We start from the raw sequence: 20,695 nt of genomic DNA on the forward strand, positions 1-20,695 counted from the left end.
AGATTAGCGATTCTCTTTTTGATTAAGTGCCAACTGATAAGCTAAACGGAGAGCCTCCAGCATACTGCCCGAGTCTGCAAGGCCTTTACCAGCAATATCAAGAGCAGTTCCATGATCTACAGAAGTGCGGATAATTGGCAACCCTAGAGTAACGTTGACGCCACCTCCAAAACTGACGAATTTAAAAGGCGCTAGCCCTTGATCGTGATACATCGCAACAAAGGCATCCACATCCTCTAAGGCAGCAGGATCAAACATGGTGTCACCAGGATAGGGACCAGACACATTAATGCCGAGGTTTTTAGCGGCTTCGATTGCAGGGGTAATGATTTCAATCTCTTCATGACCTAAGTAGCCAGACTCGCCGGCATGAGGATTTAATCCTGCAACACGAATCACTGGATTAATGATGCCAAACTTTGTATGCAAATCATGTTGCACTATTTGAATGGTTTCCAATACAAGCTCTTTGCTTAGAGCTGACGAAACTGTTTGTAGTGGCAAATGCGTTGTCACAAGTGCAACCCTCAAATCTCTTGACGTCTTAAGACCTAAAAAACCTTTGGCTAGCGTTGCACAAAGCATCATCACCACATGATGAGTCTTGCAGCGCTGCGCCAAATATTCTGTATGTCCTGTAAATGGTGTGCCTGCCAAATTAATAACACTTTTTTGAATCGGCGCCGTGACCATAGCATCAAACTGCCCCTGCAAACACCCATCGATAGCTTGATTCAAGGTTTCAATGACATAGTGAGCATTTTGAGTATTCAATACCCCCAGACTTACGGGGGCCTCTAAAGCAATATCTCGAATGATTAAGCGATCTATGGAGCTGAATTGATTCTGACCTGCCACAGCTAATAAATTGGCATTGCCCAATAAAGTAATTTTTGCATTGGGGCACTCTTCCAAGAAAGATTGGGCTGCACTTACTGAAATCTCAGGCCCTATACCAGCAGGCTCACCTGCAGTAACTGCGATATTAACGCGGGGCGCTTGTTGCTGCATCATCTGCATTCAAGATCTTTACCGTTGCCGTGTCTCTTAACTCTCTCAGCCAATCTTGATAAGCTTGCTCAAACTTTTTCTCACGAATAGCAGCTTTGGCAAACTGGCGCTGCTTTTCAACGGTGAGCTGCGCTTCACGTCGCTCTAACACTTGAATCAAATGCCAGCCGAATTCAGTTTTTACCGGATTGCTTACTTCACCAATTTGCAGACGATTCATTGCTTGTTCAAATTCTGGAACCAAATCTCCAGGCCCCATCCACCCAAGGTTTCCACCATTGGATGCAGAGCCATCTTCTGAATATTTTTTTGCTAGCTCACCAAAATCAGCAGTCTTAGCTCTAACTTGATCGCGATAGCCTGCAAGACGCCGCTCTGCATCTTGATCAGTTAGGCCAGCACGGTTTCGCAAAAGGATATGACGCGCTAAGGTTTGGGTAATCATAATATTTTGGGGAATATTAGACACTGCTTCCTGCGGAGTAGATGATGTTTGTTGACTAGAACTAGAGACTACCGCACGACGATCCAAAACCTTTAGTACGTGAAAGCCCGCAGGGCTTTTTACTACAGCATTAGCAACTTGACCACTGCCAGTATTGCGAATTGCTTCATAAAATAATTGGGGAAGTCTTTCAGGAGTGCGATATCCCAGCTCTTGAAACTTAATTTTTGGATTATCTTTGGCAGCCATTGCACCAAGCTGTAGAAAGTCAGCATCCCCTCTTGCTTCACGCAGCAACTTATCCGCTTGTTTTTTGGCCTCTGCTTGAGAACTCACTCCAGCATCGGCAGGAATAAAAATCTGAGCCACATCAATTTCCTCTAACTCCCCCTTAGCTGCTGGCGCAGACCGAGGAGCACCGCCCCCACTCGTGGCTCTGGTTCTCTCAGCGATGAAGTTATCGACCTCAGCATCCGAGATCTTAATCTTACCTTCGACCTCGCGCTCGCGATATCGAGAAAGTATGATGTCGTCTCGCAACAGTTGCTTATATCGGTCGAAAGTACTTCCAGAAGCAATCACTTTTTCCTTAAATTCTGCATAACTAAGCTTATTCTTTGCAGCAATATCAGCAATAATCTTATCGAGCTCTTTATTGGAAACAATCACTCCTTCTTGTTCCGCGTTTTGCAATTGAATTTTTTCAATAATGAGTCGCTCCAGAATGGCCTTACGTAAGGAGCCATCGTCAGGCAGTTTTGCACCTTGTTTTTTGAGGGCTGCAATTCTGTCGTCAATATCTTTACGAGTGACATACCCAGTATTTACAACAGCAGCTACGCCATCAATATTGCGAATCTTGCTATCAGATGTTGTATTTGCTTTTGGTACGTCTTGAGCGCTTGCAAATGCAGTCAGCAAAAATGTCCCGCAAATAAACAGAGATTGAATTATTTTTCTTAATCGAGCACTACAAAGCATCATTGATAATTCTCATATATGGAAGGTGGGATAGGCTTGGAGGTAGGCATATATCCGGGAACATTTAACTTCATGATATCAACTGGATTGCTTCCTGCGCTAGCAAAGCCCCTAAATTCGATCTGAAAGAGCACTTGAGTGGTGGTAATGAGTGAGGTATTGACTGCCTGAGAATAAGCTCCCCTAAAAGTCCAGCAATCCCTTGTCCATTCCAACCCGACCAAGGTATTCAAAGTCTTCACTGTCAAAGCATCGTAGCCCCATCGCCCTAAAATAGATACCTCTCTGGTAAGCGGCCATTGACCCGAGATATTGTATTGGTCAGTTGTAGTTGCAGAAGGTGTGTAGGTTTGATTGTTTTGAGAAGAGGCTTGGATAGGCGGGGTCCAAACATTTCGATAACCAAAATTGAGGCTTCGGCCTGGGGTTGGTCTCCAACTCGCACCTACTGTCGTTTGCACAAATCGATTTAACTGTGTGTTGTATTGGCCAAACATATCAGCACTAAAGTTACCCAGTAATCGCACTGAAGCAGATCCTAATGTATCAGAGTAGGTAGTAGGATCGGCTATGTTGCCATTAAGGCCCACTTTTTGAGCTGTGAATTGCTGCTTTTGTGCAATGGTTACGTTTGCGCGCTCAGCTCCAGTATTAGCCTCAATCATTCTGCTGGTCAAGCCTACAGTCGCCGCATTGTTGTCTGCAACACGATCATTACCAATAAAGTTATTGGCAGTAAAAATCTGGGATACACCAAAACCTGCATCGGCCGTATCAAACAGAGGAGTGTTGGCCTGGCTTTGATAAGGGGTATATGCGTAGAAAGCTCGTGGCTCCATTGTCAGCAACATATCTCGCCCAAAGAAGCTATGAAGCTCAGCGGCATCTCTCTCAAATGACAATCCAGAATCTAAAGTGAAAGTTGGAATGGTGAACCCTTGAGCATTTGGAGTTCCAGCGGTATAGGCAGTAGCGTTATACGTATTCGATTGAAAACTTACTGTTGGCGTAATGTAGTAGCCAGGGGTGATCTGCGGAAGTGATACGGCGCCTTTGACAACAGTTCGATCAGCTTGCGTATAAGCTCCAGGAGGCGGTGCATTAAAGTTACTACCCAAGGCATAAGCGAAGCGGGTGTAATCAGTAGAAAAAGTAGTCTTTGGTCCGGTAGGTAATGCCAAATACCTACCGCTTGTGTCAGATACTACTGGACTCAATTGATTGTTGTAGGCAGCTGTAATGTTTGGTAATACGTTATAGGGCGCTTGAACCAGATTATTTGGATCTGGCTGTAGAGTTTGAAAAGTGGCTGCTTTTGCACCGACAGTCCAATTACTCAATTCACCCGTGAGCTGTTTAGTAGTTCCCACCTCTTGTCGAAACTGACTAGTAACTTGTCCAGCAATACTTTGAGAAAAGTCTGTTGGGTATAAGCTATCAGATACTCGGGCCATATTGGCATAACCGCTCCATGAACCTGGTAATGGTGCACCCCCGGGACCAACCCCACCTAAAAATACCTGTCTTTGCTGCCAATCGTATTTCCAGCGATTAGTACCTGTTTGCCTGTCATAAGGCAAATACTCACCAGTTGCTACACCGGAATATTCTCTATCCAAAAAGCGATAAGATGCGCCCAACATTACGCCGCGATGATTCATCTCTCGCGGCATGAGCAGCAAATCACGATTAGGTGCGATGTTGACGTAATAAGGCTGCGTGATATCCAAACCATTATTTGAGTTATATCCAATCACTGGCGCCAGCAAGCCTGTTCTTCGCTCGCCTGAAGTTGGCGCGGTGAAATAAGGAACATAAGCAATGGGTACATTGAAGAAACGCATCACACCATTGGTGCCAACCATTTCTTTTTGCTCGTTATCGATCTCTAGATTACTTACCGTGAAATACCAATCCATATTTTCTGGAGTGCAGGTAGTGTAAGTAGCTTTATCAAATACAAAGATGTCGGAGCTTTGAACCGTTAATTTATTTGCCGTACCATTACCGCGAGTATCCCTAAGCTCATAGGTAGGTGTCTCCATGGAACCCTCACGGGCATCTATCTTGAACTGTCCTTTGGGGCCCTTAAAGGTAGTATTACCTTTAGACAACTCGGCATTGCCATTTAAATCTGCAATGTCGGTATCTGGGTTGTAGGTAATTTCATCTGCTTTTAAAACAGCGCCATTACGTCGAATTTGTGCGCGACCTTTCAAATGCATATCGCGCTCAACCACCCCATCAATCACATCGCTAGATGTAAAAGTGAGCGCCTCACCATCGGCAATGGGTTTGCCTACACGCAGTTGATCATCCAACTTCAGGACAGTGACATTTCCGCGATCTGGCAAGAGGGTGAAATTCTGAGTAGCCTGTGAAACTGGGGGTAATGCAGCAGGTGCTTGAGCACTTGCTGAAAGCGCAAACGGGAGCAATACCACCCCCATCGTTACGCGCAGGGTTATGGCTAAAAAAAGAGGGGCGCGAAGGCCGGCGCGAAGGCGATAATGACTCATGGATCCAGACCCCGCTTATTATACGAATCGACCATGACTGACGCTCGCTTAAATACCCTTTGTGACTGGCTAAAAGGCCTCCAGCCTAGCTGGCAATTAGATCTTGATACTTTGGCGCCAGCCTCGGCTGATGCCAGCTTCCGGCGCTATTTCCGAATCGAGTCTAAAAACCCCGATTTTGGGACTCTGATCATCATGGATGCCCCTCCACAGCATGAGCCTCTAGACGCCTTCATTCAGGTCGACTTTTTGCTCTCTGAAGCAGGCCTCAATGTACCTAAAATTTTGGAAAAAAATACTGCAAAGGGCTTTCTTTTATTAAATGATCTTGGCAATAAAACTTACCTTGCCGAACTGAATGATGAAACGGCAAACCACCTTTACCAAGATGCAACACATGCATTGATACAAATGCAGTTAGCAAGTAAACCTAATGTGCTGCCAAATTATGATGAGGCGCTCTTGCAACGTGAATTGGATTTATTTCCAGAGTGGTATTTACGTAAACATCTTGAAATTGAATTGACTGATGTACAACAAGCGCAAATGAAGCAATCATTCAAGCTCATCATTGAAAATAATTTAGCGCAAGCAAAAGTGTATGTTCATCGTGATTATCATTCACGCAACCTCATGGTGACAGAGAAAAATAACCCTGGCGTATTAGACTTTCAAGACGCCGTCTATGGACCAATCACTTACGATGCCGCTTCTTTATGGCGTGATGCTTATATCGCATGGCCTGAAGAAAGAGTGATTGATTGGGTCATTAAATTTTGGGAACAAGGCCGTAAGGCTGGACTTCCAATGCCGGATGATTTCGGCCAGTTCTATCGCGACTTCGAGTGGATGGGCCTGCAGCGCCACCTTAAGGTTCTGGGGATCTTTGCCAGACTCTTTCATCGCGATGGCAAGGATGGTTACCTCAAAGACATCCCGTTGGTTTTGGAATACGCTATTGCTACAGCAAATCGCTATATCGAACTTAAACCACTAGCACGACTATTAGAGTCCACTCGCTCAAAAAAAGAATAATTAGAAAACAGAATGCATAAAAGCAATCTTCTTCCTTGTTTTTTGCTTGCTGCAGGTAGAGGTGAGCGTATGCGCCCACTTACTGATGATTTACCCAAACCTCTATTAAGCATTCATAACAAATCGCTTCTTGCGTGGCATCTAGAAGCGCTTGCGAATGCGGGCATTAAAAATGTAGTCATCAATCATGCTTGGCTTGGTCACAAGATTGAAGCTGCTTTAGGTGCAGGCGAGCAATTTGGCCTCGACATTCAATACTCACCAGAGGTAAGCGCTTTAGAAACTGCAGGCGGGATTGTGAAAGCTTTACCCCTACTTAAGCCAGATGACTATTTCCTAGTCATTAATGGAGATGTCTTTAGCCCCAATCTACCAATAGAGACAATCTTGGATACAGCCTCTAAATTCAGTAAGAGTCCCAATATACCCTTGGCGCATCTTTTTATGGTGCCAAATCCCAGCCAACATCCCGAGGGAGACTTCTACTTAAAGGGTTCTCAAGTTAGCTCACATGACCTGGGCGGCGCAGAAAGACTGACCTTTTCTGGAATTGGCCTTTATCACAAAGACCTCTTTCAGGGTCTAGAGTATGGCGCTCCCGCTAAATTGGCTCCAATACTCAGAGAAGCAATGGAGCAAAATAAAGTGACCGGTGAAAAATATCTCGGCCCATGGCACGATGTAGGTACGCCACAACGCTTACAAGAGCTTAATGCTGCATATGAATAAAACCGATATTTATCAGCTTCGTAGAAATGCCCTAGCAAAACAGATGTTTGCTAAAACTGGAGGTGGTATTGCCGTTATTGCAACAGCACCTGAACTTGCACGTAACCGCGATAGTGAATTTCCCTATCGGCACGATAGTGATTTTTTCTACTTGACAGGTTTTGAAGAGCCAGGCGCAACCCTAGTGATGAAGGTTGAAGCAACTGGTAAAAGCTTTCAAGTTCAATCCCATTTATTTTGCAGGCCCAAGGATCTTGAACGAGAAATTTGGGATGGTATTCGCTTGGGGCCTGAAGCTGCACCAGTAGCCCTTGGCATTGAGTATGCGCACAGCAATCAAGATCTGGATCAAAAACTGGGTGAACTATTGGCCGATCAAGATTCAGTCTATATTCGTCTAGCTGAGAGCGCAGAAGCAGATAGACGTGTACGCCACTGGATGAAACAAGTGCGTGGACAAGCTCGCAGCGGAATAAATCCACCTTCTGAGTTTCATGATGTTGAAACACTCATTCATGAAATGCGATTATTCAAAGACGTTCATGAGATCGATATCATGCGTCGTGCTGCCGCTATTTCTGCACGTGCTCATGTACGTGCCATGAAAGCCTGTAAGCCCGGTATGCGTGAATACCAATTGGAAGCAGAATTACTTCATGAGTTCCGTCATAGTGGAGCCCAAAGTGTTGCCTACAACAGCATTGTTGCTGGAGGAGCTAACTCCTGCATTCTGCACTATCGCGCTGGCTCTACCGAATTACGTAGTGGCGAACTCTGTTTAATTGATGCAGGCTGTGAGCTAGACGGCTATGCCTCTGATATCACCCGCACCTTTCCAGTTAGCGGAAAATTTACTGGGCCGCAACGTGCGCTTTATGACATCACGCTCGCTGCACAAGAAGCAGCAATTGCACAAACAAAATCGGGAAATACTTTTATGCAACCTCATGAGGCTGCGCTCAAAGTACTTACTCAAGGATTGCTAGATGAAAAACTCATCAAACTTTCAGAAGTAGGTTCAGTCGAAAATGCCATTGAAACTGGGGCATATCGCCGCTTCTATATGCACCGTACCTCCCATTGGCTAGGCATGGATGTTCATGACGTGGGCTCGTACCGCGAATCTATTGCTACAGCTCAAGAAGAAAAGCCTTGGCGTATTCTGAAAAGTGGCATGGTCATCACGATCGAACCAGGTCTTTATGTCAGACCTGCCGATGATATTAATCAAGCCTTCTGGAATATTGGTATCCGCATTGAAGATGATGCAGTCATTAATGACTCGGGCTGCGAATTGATTTCTCGGGGTGTTCCAGTCAACGCCGATGAAATTGAAGCACTCATGAAAAATATCTAAATCATGGGCTCAAAGAATTGCGATATTTTGATTCATGGCGGTGGCCCTGTTGGCCTTGCCTGTGCTGCTTGGACATTACAAAAATTTCCTGATGCAAATCTCATACTGCTTGACCGTAACCCAGCCGATGATGCTGACCTAGTAGCCGCTGACAGTCGTGGCATTGCCCTTTCACATGGCAGCAAATTGTTGCTCAATACGATCAATGCATGGCCAACTGATTGTGCTGACATTCATCGTGTTCATGTTTCTCAAGCGGGTCGCTTTGGTCGCGCCCTGATGACTCGCGAGGAACTCCAACAAGATGCTCTCGGCCATATCGTTCGCTATCGCGATATTCACCTTACTATTCGTCAAGCATTAAGAGAGATAAAGGCGAAGAGTCCAAATTTTATTTGGCAACACCTTGACGGTAATCATGAGCATCCAGTCATCAATGCTAGGTGTATCGTGCATGCTGAGGGCGGTCTCTTTACAAAACAAGACTGGGTTGAATCCGGCAGAGACTATGGTCAATCAGCCCTAGTGGGTTTGGTTGAAGCAGAAAATGCAGCCCCTCATCAAGCTTGGGAGCGCTTTACTGCTGAGGGTCCATTGGCAGTTCTGCCGAGTCACTATGGTTCCAATATTTTGAACCTAGTATGGTGCGGCGCTCCAGAATCATCGCAGCAACGTTTACAACTAAGCGATGCAGAATTTCTCATCTCTTTACAAAATGAATTTGGTTCCCGCATTGGGCGTTTTCTCAAAATTCAAGATCGTCGCCTATATCAACTTGGTCTGAACTATCGCAAACAAATTACAAAGGCGAATGAAGTTTGGATTGGTAACGCCGCACAAACTTTGCACCCGGTCGCAGGACAAGGTTTGAACTTAGGCTTACGTGATGCTTTTTTACTTGCAGAAAAATTGGCTGAGCTATTTTCCGGCGTAGCAAATACGCAAACCCCAGAGCAGATTCAAAATACATTGGAAAGCTATGCGCAAAGTCGTAAGGCTGATAGAACAACAACCATTGGCCTGACAGACTTTATGGCCCGAGTATTTACGTCAAATTTAACTCCAATAGTGATGGCTCGTGGATTGGCTTTATCAGCCCTTCAGTGGCTTCCTCCAGTCAAAACAGCCTTAGCTCGCCAGATGATGTTTGGAAGGCGCTAAGAGGCTTAAATAACCCTCTAAACCCAAGCTTTTCTTGTTTTACCTCTATCAAGCAATCTGCCTAAAAAATAGGCAGATTTGAGCTCGATTGTGCTAAAGTGTCATGCTTTCCGCAACACTTTGACTGCGTTACACAAGCAAAACCCTCATTCGATGAAGATTGGTCCCCACCTCCTTGCAAATAGACTTTTTGTAGCCCCTATGGCCGGGGTAACGGATCGTCCATTTAGGCAACTTTGCAAGAAATTAGGCGCTGGTTATGCCGTCTCAGAAATGGTGGCCTCTAACGCCCTGCTTTGGAAAAGTGAAAAGACACAACGTCGCGCTAATCATGTGGGCGAATTTAAACCAATCGCAGTCCAAATTGCAGGTGCAGATCCAGCAATGATGGCGGCCGCTGCAAAAATCAATGTAGCTCATGGCGCACAAATTATTGATATCAATATGGGCTGTCCTGCGAAGAAAGTATGCAATGTTGCTGCAGGCTCTGCATTACTGCGTGACGAGCCACTGGTAAAACAAATTCTAGAAGCGGTGGTCAATGCGGTAGGTGTAGGTCCAGATGCAGTCCCGGTTACTTTAAAAATCCGCACAGGCTGGGATCGTGAGCATAAAAATGCCATTGAGATTGCGCGTCTTGCAGAAAAGTCTGGCATCTCGATGCTCACGGTTCATGGACGCACACGAGCTGACCTCTATCACGGTGAGGCAGAGTACGAAACGATTACTGCCGTTAAAAATAATGTTGGTATTCCAGTAGTTGCCAATGGCGACATCAATACTCCAGAAAAAGCAGATCTGGTCTTAAAGATTACTGGTGCTGATGCCATCATGATTGGCCGCGCCGCACAAGGGCGCCCTTGGATATTTCGTGAAATCAATCATTATTTAGAAACCGGTGGCAAGCTACCTACCCCCGAGATTAATGAAATTCAGGCCATCATGAATGCCCACCTCCTCGATCACTACGAGTTCTATGGCGAGCACATTGGTCTTCGCACTGCCCGTAAACATATTGGCTGGTACTGCAAAGGATTGCGTGATTCACATGCCTTCCGTCAACGCATGAACACCGCTGATGATTGCAGAACACAGCTACAAATGGTGAATGATTATTTTGATGAGATGAAATCGCATTCTGACCGCTTGCTTTTTTTAGAAGCAGCCTAGCAATCAAGTTATTTTTATTTTTAGCTTTAAGGATTTATAGAATTTTATGAGTAATAAGCACCCCATTACTGAATGCATTGAAATGCAACTCCAGGGATACCTTAATGACCTTAAAGGTACGCCACCAACCGACATATATGACATGGTGTTAGCAGTAGTTGAGAAGCCGATGTTAGAGCTTGTCATGCAGCATGCCAAACAGAATCAATCTTTGGCTGCCCAGTACCTTGGTATTAACCGTAATACCCTCCATAAGAAATTGGTCGAGCACCAAATTCTGAAGTAATCCTAAAGCCATTTAATTATTCAATCTTTCGAAAACTATGATCCGTACAGCCCTACTCTCCGTCTCCGATAAAAGTGGCATCGTGCCTTTTGCCAAAGCTCTACATGAGCAAGGCGTCAAACTCATCTCTACTGGTGGCACAGCAAAACTTTTGACTGAAAATAACTTACCCGTAGTCGAGGTTTCTTCTTTGACTAAATTCCCAGAAATGTTAGATGGCAGGGTAAAGACACTACACCCAATGGTTCATGGCGGCCTTCTCGCCCGTAGAGACTTTCCGGAGCATATGGCGGCGCTCAAGCAGCACGGTATCGATACGATCGATATGTTGGTCATCAACCTATATCCATTCAATGAGACTGTTGCTAAAGAAAGTTGCTCATTTGAAGATGCAGTTGAGAATATTGATATCGGTGGCCCAGCCATGCTACGTGCAGCCGCTAAGAATCATCAAGATGTAACTGTGCTTATCTCACCTGAAGATTACGCTCCGGTATTGGCTGAAATGAAATCCAAGCAAAATGCGGTTTCTTACAAAACGAACTTGGCATTAGCTAAAAAGGTATTTGCACATACAGCACAATATGATGGCGCGATAGCTAACTATCTGTCTGCACTGGGTGATGATTTGGATCATAAGGCACGCTCTGCTTATCCAGAAACTCTGCATCTGGCCTTTGAAAAAGTCCAAGAGATGCGTTACGGTGAGAACCCACATCAATCTGCAGCCTTCTATAAAGACATCTATCCAGTAGAGGGCGCCCTTGCAAACTATAAGCAATTGCAGGGCAAAGAACTCTCATATAACAATATCGCCGATGCCGACTCTGCATGGGAGTGCGTGAAGAGCTTTACTGGCAACGTTGGCGGGGCTGCAGCTTGCGTCATCATCAAACATGCAAATCCTTGTGGTGTAGCGGTAGGCGCAACAGCACTAGAAGCCTATCAAAAGGCTTTCAAAACTGACCCCAGCTCAGCTTTTGGTGGAATCATTGCCTTTAACGTTCCTTGTGATGGTGCCGCTGCCCAAGAGATATCCAAACAATTTGTAGAGGTGTTGATTGCTCCTAGCTTTAGCGATGAAGCAAAAGCCATCTTTGCTGCCAAACAAAATGTACGTCTTTTAGAAATTCCATTAGGGAATGCATTCAATACCTATGACTTCAAACGAGTTGGCGGTGGCTTGCTAGTTCAATCACCAGATGCGAAGAATGTTTTGCAAAGTGAAATGCGTGTAGTTAGCCAAAGACAGCCTACACCTAGCGAGTTAAATGACATGATGTTTGCATGGCGGGTTGCCAAGTTTGTTAAATCAAATGCGATCGTCTACTGTGCAAATGGTATGACTCTGGGTATTGGCGCGGGCCAAATGAGTCGCGTGGATTCTGCGCGGATGGCCAGTATCAAAGCTGAAAACGCAGGCCTCAGTCTTAAGGGCTCCGCTGTAGCAAGCGATGCTTTCTTCCCATTCCGTGATGGCCTAGATGTAGTAGTCAATGGTGGGGCAAGTTGTGCGATTCAACCAGGGGGTAGCATGCGTGATGATGAAATCATTGCTGCAGCCAATGAACATGGGATCGCTATGATCTTCACTGGTACCCGTCATTTCCGTCACTAATAAACAAGAGTTGGAATACATAGAAGACTTATGCGCTGGATAGGAATTGATCCTGGTTTGCGTACTACCGGTTTTGGTGTCATTGATGTTGATGGCCAAAAACTGACTTACGTAGCCTCAGGGACGATTGAGAGCGGCGACCCTGCCAAAGGTTTGCCAGAGCGCTTAGGTGCCCTCTATGCTGGAGTTAAAGAAGTTCTAGAAATTTATCATCCAGAGTCAGCGGCAATTGAAGAAGTCTTCCTCAATGTGAACCCACGCTCTACTTTAATGCTAGGTCAAGCCAGAGGGGCAGTTATTGCTGCTCTCGTTTCAGAAAAGCTCCCTGTTGCTGAGTACAGCGCCTTAAGAGTAAAACAAGCCATCGTCGGCACGGGTCGGGCAGCTAAGCCTCAAGTGCAAGAAATGGTCAAACGCCTATTAAGATTAAATCGCGCACCAGGAACTGATGCATCAGATGCATTGGGAGTCGCCATCTGCGCAGCTCATCATGCGCAGATTCCGAAAGCAATTACTGCAGCCTTGGCTCCGAAAAAACGTAGTAAGTAAAAATACACATCACAGGTTAAGATCTCTACATGATTGGTCGCATTCAAGGAATTCTCGTTTCAGTTCATCCACCTCGCCTCTTGGTAGATTGCCAAGGCATTGGGTATGAGATTGATGTGCCCATGAGTACCTTGTATCAACTACCCCAAGCAGGTCAAAAAATTACCCTGCTGACACACTTCCAAGTTCGTGAAGATGCGCAGCAACTGTTTGGATTTGCTACCGAGACTGAACGTGAGGCGTTTAGGCAGTTAATTAAGATCAGCGGTGTTGGCTCTAGAACTGCCTTAGCCGTACTGTCTGGCATGAGCGTAAATGAATTAGCGCAAGCCATTGCCCTACAAGAGGCTGGTCGACTGACCCAGGTTCCCGGTATCGGTAAAAAGACTGCCGAGCGTCTTTGCTTGGAGCTCAAAGGTAAATTAGCCCCAGACTTAGGCATTGCTACAGACAAACCCCAAGCATTAGATGCCAATAGCGAAGTACTACAAGCACTATTGGCTTTAGGCTATTCAGAAAAAGAGGCTCTCTTAGCTCTCAAGCAAATCCCTCCGGATACCTCAGTTTCTGATGGCATTCGTATGGGCTTAAAGTATCTATCTAAGCCATAAGTAGACAAACACCACTACACTTGCAGTATGGCAATTCACACTGACGACCTAAGCTCGATTCCCGAAGACTTACCGGAAGGTAATGACCGTATTGTCAGCGGTGCAGCAGGCAATGCTGAGGCCGTCTTTGAAAGAGCACTACGTCCAAAACAACTCGATGAGTATGTTGGCCAAACTAAGGCTCGCGCCCAATTAGAGATTTTTATTAGTGCTACTCGAGCACGACAAGAAGCGCTGGATCATGTTCTCTTATTTGGCCCTCCAGGACTTGGTAAAACTACCCTTGCCCATATCATTGCACGCGAACTCGGCGTGAACTTGCGTCAAACGAGTGGACCAGTTCTAGATAGACCCGGTGATCTTGCTGCATTACTCACCAATCTAGAAGCCAATGATGTGCTCTTCATTGATGAGATCCATCGCCTCTCTCCTGTGGTTGAGGAGATTCTGTACCCAGCGCTTGAGGACTATAGCCTCGATATCATGATTGGCGAAGGTCCTGCAGCACGCAGCGTCAAGATTGATCTCAAACCTTTCACCTTAATTGGCGCCACAACACGCGCAGGTATGCTGACCAATCCATTGCGCGATAGATTTGGGATTGTTGCAAGACTCGAGTTCTACAACACCGAAGAGCTCACTAAGATCATCACCCGTTCTGCAAGTCTATTGAAGGCAAACATTGATCCAGAGGGTTCAGTTGAAATTGCTAAGCGTGCACGTGGCACACCTCGCATTGCAAATCGCTTGCTACGGCGGGTACGTGACTATGCAGAAGTAAAAGGTACCGGCACCATCACCAAAGCGATGGCTGATGCTGCATTAAAAATGCTCGATGTCGATCCAAGCGGCTTTGATGTCATGGATAGAAAATTGCTAGAAGCCATCTTGCATAAGTTTGATGGCGGACCTGTCGGTATTGATAACCTGGCTGCAGCGATTGGGGAAGAGCGCGACACCATTGAAGACGTCCTAGAGCCCTACCTTATTCAACAAGGCTATCTACAGAGAACCTCGCGCGGACGTGTAGCAACCCGCCAGGCCTATGAGCACTTTGGCTTAACGCCGCCAAGCAGCAGCCTAGATATTTAAGCCGCGCCCTAAATTAACTCAGCGTAACCTTAGAAAACTTACGCTTACCCACCTGCACTATGTAGGTTCCAGCTTCAATTTTGGTCTGTTTATCAGAAACAGTTTCGCCATCAACCTTTACGCCGTTTTGCTCAATGTTACGCATCGCTTCTGATGTAGAGGGCGCTAATCCTGCAGCCTTGAGAAGATTAGCAATTCCCATTGGGGCGCCGGAGAGATTTACCTCCGGAATATCATCTGGTACACCACCCTTAGCGCGGTGATTAAAGTCTTCTAACGCTTTTTCTGCTGCTGCCTGTGAATGAAAACGTGCCACGATTTCTTGGGCGAGCAATACCTTGCAATCCTTTGGATTGCGTCCAGCGGCTACTTCTTGCTTCATTAAATCAATTTCTGACATTGGACGGAATGATAGCAATGTGAAGTAATCCCACATCAAATCATCTGAGATGCTTAAGAGTTTGCCAAACATATCACCAGCAGGCTCGCTGATGCCTATGTAATTACCTTTGGACTTACTCATTTTCTCAACACCATCAAGACCAACCAACAAAGGCATAGTCAAAATACATTGAGGCTCTTGACCATACTCCCGCTGGAGTTCACGACCCACTAGAAGATTAAATTTTTGATCAGTACCACCAAGCTCTAGATCGCTCTTCAGGGCAACCGAGTCATAACCCTGCATCAAGGGATATAAAAACTCATGAATAGAAATTGGTACGCCACTGCGATAACGCTTAGTAAAGTCATCGCGCTCTAGCATGCGGGCAACAGTATGTTTTGCTGCCAACTGAATCATGCCGCGTGCGCCCAAGGGATCACACCACTCGCTGTTGTAACGCACTTCTGTTTTAGTAGGATCTAAGACCATGCTGGCTTGACGATAGTAAGTCTCGGCATTCACTGCGATCTCTTCCGCAGTTAGTGGTGGGCGCGTAGCATTTCGGCCCGATGGATCACCAATCATGCTGGTGAAATCACCGATCAAGAAAATGACGGTATGCCCTAAATCTTGTAACTGCCGCAATTTATTTAGGACAACGGTATGACCCAAGTGAATATCTGGCGCAGTTGGATCTAAGCCCAATTTAATTCTCAAAGGGGTCTGGGTGGCTTGGCTACGAGCTAGCTTCTGTACCCAATCAGCCTCAACTAACAACTCATCACAGCCACGTTTAGTGACTTCGAGTGCCGCAAAGACTTCGGGGGTCAAAGGATATTTTTGTTCTGGTTTAGCCGTCATGCTGATTCAGTTAACTGTTTAGGTTAAATTAGTATTTAAATTGCTAAAGCATAATTGTCGCATCACTGAGAGCCCAACCCTGAACCCTATGAACCAGCCCCACCCCCTCTACATTGGTCTAATGTCTGGTACCAGCCTAGATGGAATTGATGCTGTTTTAGCAAAGATTGGGGTTAATGGTGAAACAAGCGCAGTTGAGGCCGTTAGTCTCCCCTTTTCACCTACATTGCGCAAAGCCCTTTTTGAACTCCAGAGCCCTGGCCCTAATGAGCTCCATCGAGAAAAGCAGGCTGGTAATGCTCTAGCACTAGCTTATGCGGAGGCGGTAAGTCAGCTGCTCAAAAAGGCCAATCTACCGATTTCTGATATTGCTGCCATTGGTGCTCACGGCCAGACCGTTCGCCATCAACCCCATCTTGGAGATCTAGCCTACACCCACCAAACACTGAATCCTGCTCTTTTAGCGGAGAAGACTGGTATTGATGTGATTGCAGACTTTAGAAGTCGAGATCTCGCTGCAGGTGGTCATGGTGCACCATTAGTGCCCGCATTTCATGCGCAGCAATTTGTAGAAGATAGAAATTTAGCCATTCTCAATATTGGTGGTATTGCCAATCTCACTCTTCTCCCCACGAGTGGTGAGGTGACTGGCTTTGACTGTGGTCCAGGAAATATGTTGATGGATGCCTGGATACATGAGCATCAAGGAAACGCATTTGATGAGGGTGGTAATTGGGCAGCACAAGGGAAAGTAGATGAAGAACTTCTTGAACGAATGCTCTCCGATTCGTTCTTTGCAAAAGCTCCTCCAAAGAGTACTGGTCGTGATGACTTTCATCTCGACTGGCTGCATGAAAAATTAGGTAAAGACAATCATCATGCCGAGGATGTGCAGGCCACACTATTACATTTAACAGCGCATTCGGCCTTAGATTCTCTAGTTCGTCACGCCCCGCAAACCCAGAAACTGATTGTCTGCGGAGGTGGCGCCAGAAATATTGCCTTAATGGATTTATTCAAAGTGAAGTCGCAGAATCTCTTTAAACAGCCATTAGAAATTACTACAAGCAATTCTTCTGGCATCGATCCACAGCTGGTAGAAGGCCTTGCATTTGCATGGCTTGCCTGGGCCCACAAAACAAAACGGCCAGCAAATTTGCCAGCCGTTACGGGAGCGAAGGGTCCTAGAATTCTAGGTGCTTGCTATCCCGCTTAAATGATTAAGTGCTTTTTTAGTTAAGCAGAGAAAGAAGAACCGCAACCACAAGTCGTTTGTGCATTTGGATTCTTGATCACAAACTGTGAACCATTGATATCTTCTTTGTAATCAATCTCCGCACCAACTAAATATTGGAAGCTCATTGAATCCACCAACAAAGTAACACCATTCTTTTCAAAGAGCGTGTCATCCTCATTCACAGCGTCATCAAATGTGAAGCCATACTGAAAACCTGAACAACCACCACCTTGCACGAATACGCGCAACTTCAGCTCTGGATTGCCTTCTTCGGCGATCAAGTCAGCTACTTTTGCAGCAGCAGCATCCGTAAACACCAAAGGAGTCGGTGGCTCGGCTAGATCTTGTGCGGGTTGCGTAGCTAATTCGGTCATGATTCACTCCTAATTCAAAAGGGTATGTCTTATTTTAGGCTTTTAATGCCCAGTTTGCTGAAGGGTCATTATGGAGAAACCGCAATCTGGGTAAGGCCCGTTGTTTCGGGCAAGCCAAACATCAAGTTCATACACTGCACGCCTTGACCTGAGGCTCCTTTGACCAAATTATCCTCAACGACCAAAATGACCAGAGTATCGCCACCGCCAGGACGATGGATTGCAATCCGAATGCCATTACTTCCTCTTACGGAGCGCGTCTCTGGATGGCTGCCAGCAGGCATCACATCGACAAAAGGCTCATTCTTGTAAAAAGACTCATAAAGCTGTTGATAATCTACGTCTTGTCCAGCTTCAGTCAAACGCACATACAAAGTCGAATGAATACCTCTCACCATTGGGGTGAGATGCGGCACAAATGTCAGGCCAATTTGATCATGACCAGCGATCGCCTTTAGGCCCTGCACGATTTCAGGAAGATGGCGATGGCCTTTAACTCCGTAAGCTTTAAAGTTATCGCTAGCCTCAGATAGCAAAGTACCAATCTCTGCTTTACGGCCAGCACCAGAGGTCCCCGACTTAGAGTCAGAAATAATATGGGTGCCATCGATCAAGTGCTTGCCACCAGTCGATTTTGGCGAAAGCAATGGTGCGAGACCGAGCTGTACTGAGGTTGGATAACAACCAGCCAATCCAACAACGCGTGCTTTTTTAATGGCTTCACGATTGATTTCTGCTAAGCCATAAACTGCCTCAGCCAAAATTTCTGGGCAGGTGTGCTCCATGCCGTACCACTTGGCAAACTCTTTAACATCTTTCAAACGAAAGTCTGCGGCTAAATCCAAAATCTTCACATTGTTTGCCAGCAATTCTTTAGCCTGCGCCATTGCAACACCATGTGGAGTAGCAAAAAACACTGCGTCGCATTCCGTTAACTTCGCTTCATCTGGAGTCGTAAATTTGAGATCAACACGACCGCGTAAAGATGGGAACATCTCAGCTACTGGCATACCAGCTTCTGTACGAGAGGTAATCGCAACAATCTTTACTTCAGGATGCTGTGCCAGTAGGCGCAATAGTTCAACCCCGGTATATCCTGTGCCGCCAACGATGCCAACTTTAATCATGCCATTCTCCAAAATGCCGACTGATGAATTTTATTTCTTTAATACCTAGATTGTAGAAACAAAAAGGGCCGCTTGCGCGACCCTTTCGATAAAACTTGAGCGACTGAAAGAATTAGCGCTTGCTGAACTGCTTACGACGACGCGCGCCGTGCAGACCAACTTTTTTACGCTCAACTTCACGAGCATCGCGAGTTACCAAACCTGCTTTAGACAGGGTTGGCTTCAAAGCGTTGTCATAGTCGATCAATGCACGAGTAACACCGTGACGAACTGCACCAGCTTGGCCAGTTTCACCACCACCAGAAACATTTACTTTGATATCAAAGGTCGTTAAGTGGGCTGTGAGAGCCAAAGGCTGACGAGCAATCATGCGTGATGTTTCACGAGCAAAATAAGCATCGATAGGTTTACCATTAACAATGATTTCGCCTTTGCCAGATTTAATGAATACGCGCGCAACAGAACTCTTGCGGCGACCAGTACCGTAATTCCAATTTCCGTAATTAATAGCCATTTGGTTTCCTTAAATCTCTAACGCTTTTGGCTGTTGAGCCGCATGCGGATGATTGGCGTCGCCGTAGACTTTTAATTTCTTGATCATGGCATAGCCTAGTGGGCCTTTTGGCAACATACCTTTTACAGCCTTCTCCAAAGCGCGACCTGGGAAACGGTCTTGCATCTTGTCGAAGTTAGTCGAGCTAATACCACCTGGGTATCCGCTATGACGGTAATAGATCTTGTTCAAGCCTTTTGTGCCAGTGACACGGAGCTTAGAAGAATTGATGACAACAATAAAGTCGCCAGTATCAACGTGTGGGGTGTATTCAGGCTTGTGCTTGCCGCGTAGACGGTGTGCCACTTCACTGGCGACACGACCGAGGACTTTGTCCGTAGCGTCAATCACGAACCATTCATGCACTACCTCATGGGATTTTGCAGAAAAAGTTTTCATGATTTCTCAAATTGTTATAGTCAAAAAAAATTACTCCAACCAAACTACGTCCACCTTGGCCCTGCTTATGTTTGCAAGCTCGCAGATTCTGCAATTTACTTGGTACAACAATTACCGCTGACTGGTTCGGTAATTCAGTAAAGCCTTGAATTGTAACCCAAAAAAAACCCAGGAACGAGTCCTGGGTTGGAATCCACCTATGTTTGGGTGGAGGAGACACTGGGAGGTAAGTCGCAGTCTTGTATAAGACTGACTACCAATGTGGTTATTGTACCCATAAGTAATGATGCAATGCAAGAAAATTGACCAAAATCAAGATTTTTATGTTGCCGTGCAGCAACTTAGTCTCCTTGAAAATTGGTAAACTATTGATAATATTGATTAATTTAGTAAGTTAGGGGTCACTAATATGGAATGTCGAGTATCTTGGTTGGGTAATGGCGGGATGGCCTTTTCAGCAGAAACTGGCAGCGGCCACCTAGTAAATATGGATGGCGCACCTGAAGCAGGAGGCAGAAACCTAGCCCCAAGACCAATGGAGCTCCTTTTGGCTGGCGCTGGCGGCTGTTCGGCATTCGATGTCGTTTTAATCCTACAGAGGGCTCGTCAGGCTATTAGCGGCTGCGATGTCACCCTTCAGGCAGAAAGAGCAGCCGAGGATCCCAAAGTCTTTACTAAGATCAATTTGCACTTCACGGTCAAAGGTAAAGATCTGGATCAAGCCAAGGTAGATCGTGCAGTAAAACTTTCACATGAAAAATACTGCTCAGCGACTACGATGTTGGCAAAAACCGCAGAGCTAAGCTATAGCGTCGAAGTAATTGCGGAATAAGTGCAGAGTCAATCGATAAGCCGGATTCTGTCGCCTAGACTTTCATCTAGGGGCAATCATTCCTCTAGGCCGTTAGTTACCTAACGGCTCAAGCTCCCTACCCGCAGACTCAGCGGGACGCCTCATCGTCTGCATACTTGGGATTGCTCCAGGTGGAGGTTACCGCGTTTCACCGTAACTAAATACGCTCGTCTCTGTGGCCCTATTCCTCACGTCACCGTGGATGGCCGTTAGCCATCACCCTACCCTATGGAGTCCGGACTTTCCTCCCCCTCAATAAAGAGGCGGCGATTGCCTAATTGACTCTGCGCCTGCAGTCTAACGCAGACAGAGCAAATTGGCTTGTAAAAATAGAGCGAGGAT

20 protein-coding genes and 1 other RNA gene are annotated in these 20,695 nt (G+C 46.0%); 12 read left to right on the forward strand and 9 right to left on the reverse strand.

Annotated features, from left to right (window positions below):
* Positions 1-3 precede the first annotated feature (3 nt).
* Genes pdxA through FD961_RS08350 form a run of 3 tightly spaced genes read right to left on the reverse strand, consistent with a single transcriptional unit; the run spans position 4 to position 4,956 of the window.
* Positions 4-1,020 carry a 4-hydroxythreonine-4-phosphate dehydrogenase PdxA gene (gene pdxA / locus FD961_RS08340; protein WP_371817149.1) on the reverse strand — a complete coding sequence of 339 codons (1,017 nt, stop codon included), beginning with the start codon at positions 1,018-1,020 and terminating at the stop codon, positions 4-6.
* Positions 986-2,440, reverse strand: coding sequence for a peptidylprolyl isomerase (locus FD961_RS08345; RefSeq protein WP_371817150.1), 1,455 nt, complete (start codon positions 2,438-2,440; stop codon positions 986-988). Before FD961_RS08345 ends, pdxA begins: the two co-directional genes overlap by 35 nt.
* Positions 2,437-4,956: an LPS-assembly protein LptD gene (locus tag FD961_RS08350; protein WP_215393447.1), complete on the reverse strand. Its 2,520-nt coding sequence runs from the start codon at positions 4,954-4,956 to the stop codon at positions 2,437-2,439. The genes FD961_RS08345 and FD961_RS08350 overlap by 4 nt, the downstream gene beginning before the upstream one ends.
* Positions 4,957-4,989: 33 nt before the next feature.
* Between FD961_RS08350 and FD961_RS08355 the strand changes: the two genes are divergently transcribed.
* The 10 genes from FD961_RS08355 to ruvB all read left to right on the forward strand — a co-directional run bounded on the left by FD961_RS08355 (position 4,990) and on the right by ruvB (position 14,564).
* Complete coding sequence (locus FD961_RS08355; protein ID WP_215393448.1) at positions 4,990-5,991, forward strand: aminoglycoside phosphotransferase family protein; 1,002 nt, start codon at positions 4,990-4,992, stop codon at positions 5,989-5,991.
* 12 nt (positions 5,992-6,003) lie between these two features.
* Positions 6,004-6,720 carry an N-acetylmuramate alpha-1-phosphate uridylyltransferase MurU gene (gene murU, locus FD961_RS08360; RefSeq protein ID WP_215393449.1) on the forward strand — a complete coding sequence of 239 codons (717 nt, stop codon included), beginning with the start codon at positions 6,004-6,006 and terminating at the stop codon, positions 6,718-6,720.
* Positions 6,713-8,077: an aminopeptidase P N-terminal domain-containing protein gene (locus tag FD961_RS08365; protein ID WP_215394409.1), complete on the forward strand. Its 1,365-nt coding sequence runs from the start codon at positions 6,713-6,715 to the stop codon at positions 8,075-8,077. The genes murU and FD961_RS08365 overlap by 8 nt, the downstream gene beginning before the upstream one ends.
* Before the next feature lie 3 nt (positions 8,078-8,080).
* Positions 8,081-9,238, forward strand: coding sequence for an FAD-dependent monooxygenase (locus FD961_RS08370; protein ID WP_215393450.1), 1,158 nt, complete (start codon positions 8,081-8,083; stop codon positions 9,236-9,238).
* Between the two features lie 153 nt (positions 9,239-9,391).
* On the forward strand, positions 9,392-10,408 hold the full coding sequence (gene dusB / locus FD961_RS08375; protein ID WP_215394410.1) for a tRNA dihydrouridine synthase DusB: 1,017 nt from the start codon (positions 9,392-9,394) through the stop codon (positions 10,406-10,408).
* A 46-nt stretch (positions 10,409-10,454) separates the two neighbouring features.
* The gene (locus FD961_RS08380; protein ID WP_071466166.1) at positions 10,455-10,694 is read left to right on the forward strand and encodes a helix-turn-helix domain-containing protein; all 240 of its coding nucleotides are present in this window, start codon (positions 10,455-10,457) and stop codon (positions 10,692-10,694) included.
* Positions 10,695-10,731: 37 nt separating this feature from the next.
* On the forward strand, positions 10,732-12,312 hold the full coding sequence (gene purH / locus FD961_RS08385; RefSeq protein WP_215393451.1) for a bifunctional phosphoribosylaminoimidazolecarboxamide formyltransferase/IMP cyclohydrolase: 1,581 nt from the start codon (positions 10,732-10,734) through the stop codon (positions 12,310-12,312).
* 30 nt (positions 12,313-12,342) lie between these two features.
* Positions 12,343-12,861: a crossover junction endodeoxyribonuclease RuvC gene (gene ruvC / locus FD961_RS08390; RefSeq protein WP_215393452.1), complete on the forward strand. Its 519-nt coding sequence runs from the start codon at positions 12,343-12,345 to the stop codon at positions 12,859-12,861.
* A gap of 29 nt (positions 12,862-12,890) precedes the next feature.
* On the forward strand, positions 12,891-13,472 hold the full coding sequence (ruvA, locus tag FD961_RS08395) for a Holliday junction branch migration protein RuvA (protein WP_215393453.1): 582 nt from the start codon (positions 12,891-12,893) through the stop codon (positions 13,470-13,472).
* A 27-nt stretch (positions 13,473-13,499) separates the two neighbouring features.
* Positions 13,500-14,564 (forward strand): Holliday junction branch migration DNA helicase RuvB, encoded by a 1,065-nt coding sequence (gene ruvB / locus FD961_RS08400; RefSeq protein WP_215393454.1) that lies wholly within the window; start codon positions 13,500-13,502, stop codon positions 14,562-14,564.
* A gap of 13 nt (positions 14,565-14,577) precedes the next feature.
* On the opposite strand, the gene tyrS is transcribed toward ruvB, so the two are convergent.
* On the reverse strand, positions 14,578-15,810 hold the full coding sequence (gene tyrS / locus FD961_RS08405; protein WP_215393455.1) for a tyrosine--tRNA ligase: 1,233 nt from the start codon (positions 15,808-15,810) through the stop codon (positions 14,578-14,580).
* 88 nt (positions 15,811-15,898) lie between these two features.
* Between tyrS and FD961_RS08410 the strand changes: the two genes are divergently transcribed.
* Positions 15,899-17,026, forward strand: a complete 1,128-nt coding sequence (locus tag FD961_RS08410; RefSeq protein ID WP_215393456.1) for an anhydro-N-acetylmuramic acid kinase — start codon at positions 15,899-15,901, stop codon at positions 17,024-17,026.
* A gap of 20 nt (positions 17,027-17,046) precedes the next feature.
* Here FD961_RS08410 and erpA read toward each other — a convergent pair whose 3' ends face one another.
* The 4 genes from erpA to rplM form a co-directional block, all read right to left on the reverse strand.
* Positions 17,047-17,421: an iron-sulfur cluster insertion protein ErpA gene (erpA, locus tag FD961_RS08415; RefSeq protein WP_071466173.1), complete on the reverse strand. Its 375-nt coding sequence runs from the start codon at positions 17,419-17,421 to the stop codon at positions 17,047-17,049.
* 68 nt (positions 17,422-17,489) lie between these two features.
* Positions 17,490-18,548, reverse strand: coding sequence for an N-acetyl-gamma-glutamyl-phosphate reductase (gene argC, locus FD961_RS08420; protein WP_071466174.1), 1,059 nt, complete (start codon positions 18,546-18,548; stop codon positions 17,490-17,492).
* 112 nt (positions 18,549-18,660) lie between these two features.
* On the reverse strand, positions 18,661-19,062 hold the full coding sequence (rpsI, locus tag FD961_RS08425) for a 30S ribosomal protein S9 (protein WP_071466175.1): 402 nt from the start codon (positions 19,060-19,062) through the stop codon (positions 18,661-18,663).
* Between the two features lie 9 nt (positions 19,063-19,071).
* Positions 19,072-19,500 carry a 50S ribosomal protein L13 gene (gene rplM, locus FD961_RS08430; protein WP_071466176.1) on the reverse strand — a complete coding sequence of 143 codons (429 nt, stop codon included), beginning with the start codon at positions 19,498-19,500 and terminating at the stop codon, positions 19,072-19,074.
* A 409-nt stretch (positions 19,501-19,909) separates the two neighbouring features.
* Between rplM and FD961_RS08435 the strand changes: the two genes are divergently transcribed.
* Positions 19,910-20,332 (forward strand): OsmC family protein, encoded by a 423-nt coding sequence (locus FD961_RS08435; protein WP_071466177.1) that lies wholly within the window; start codon positions 19,910-19,912, stop codon positions 20,330-20,332.
* Here the strand turns inward: FD961_RS08435 and rnpB are convergent.
* Positions 20,333-20,639, reverse strand: an RNA gene (gene rnpB, locus FD961_RS08440) — RNase P RNA component class A.
* Between the last annotated feature and the right edge of the window lie 56 nt (positions 20,640-20,695).

Origin of the sequence: Polynucleobacter sp. TSB-Sco08W16 (assembly GCF_018687455.1) — a bacterium.
GTDB lineage: Bacteria > Pseudomonadota > Gammaproteobacteria > Burkholderiales > Burkholderiaceae > Polynucleobacter.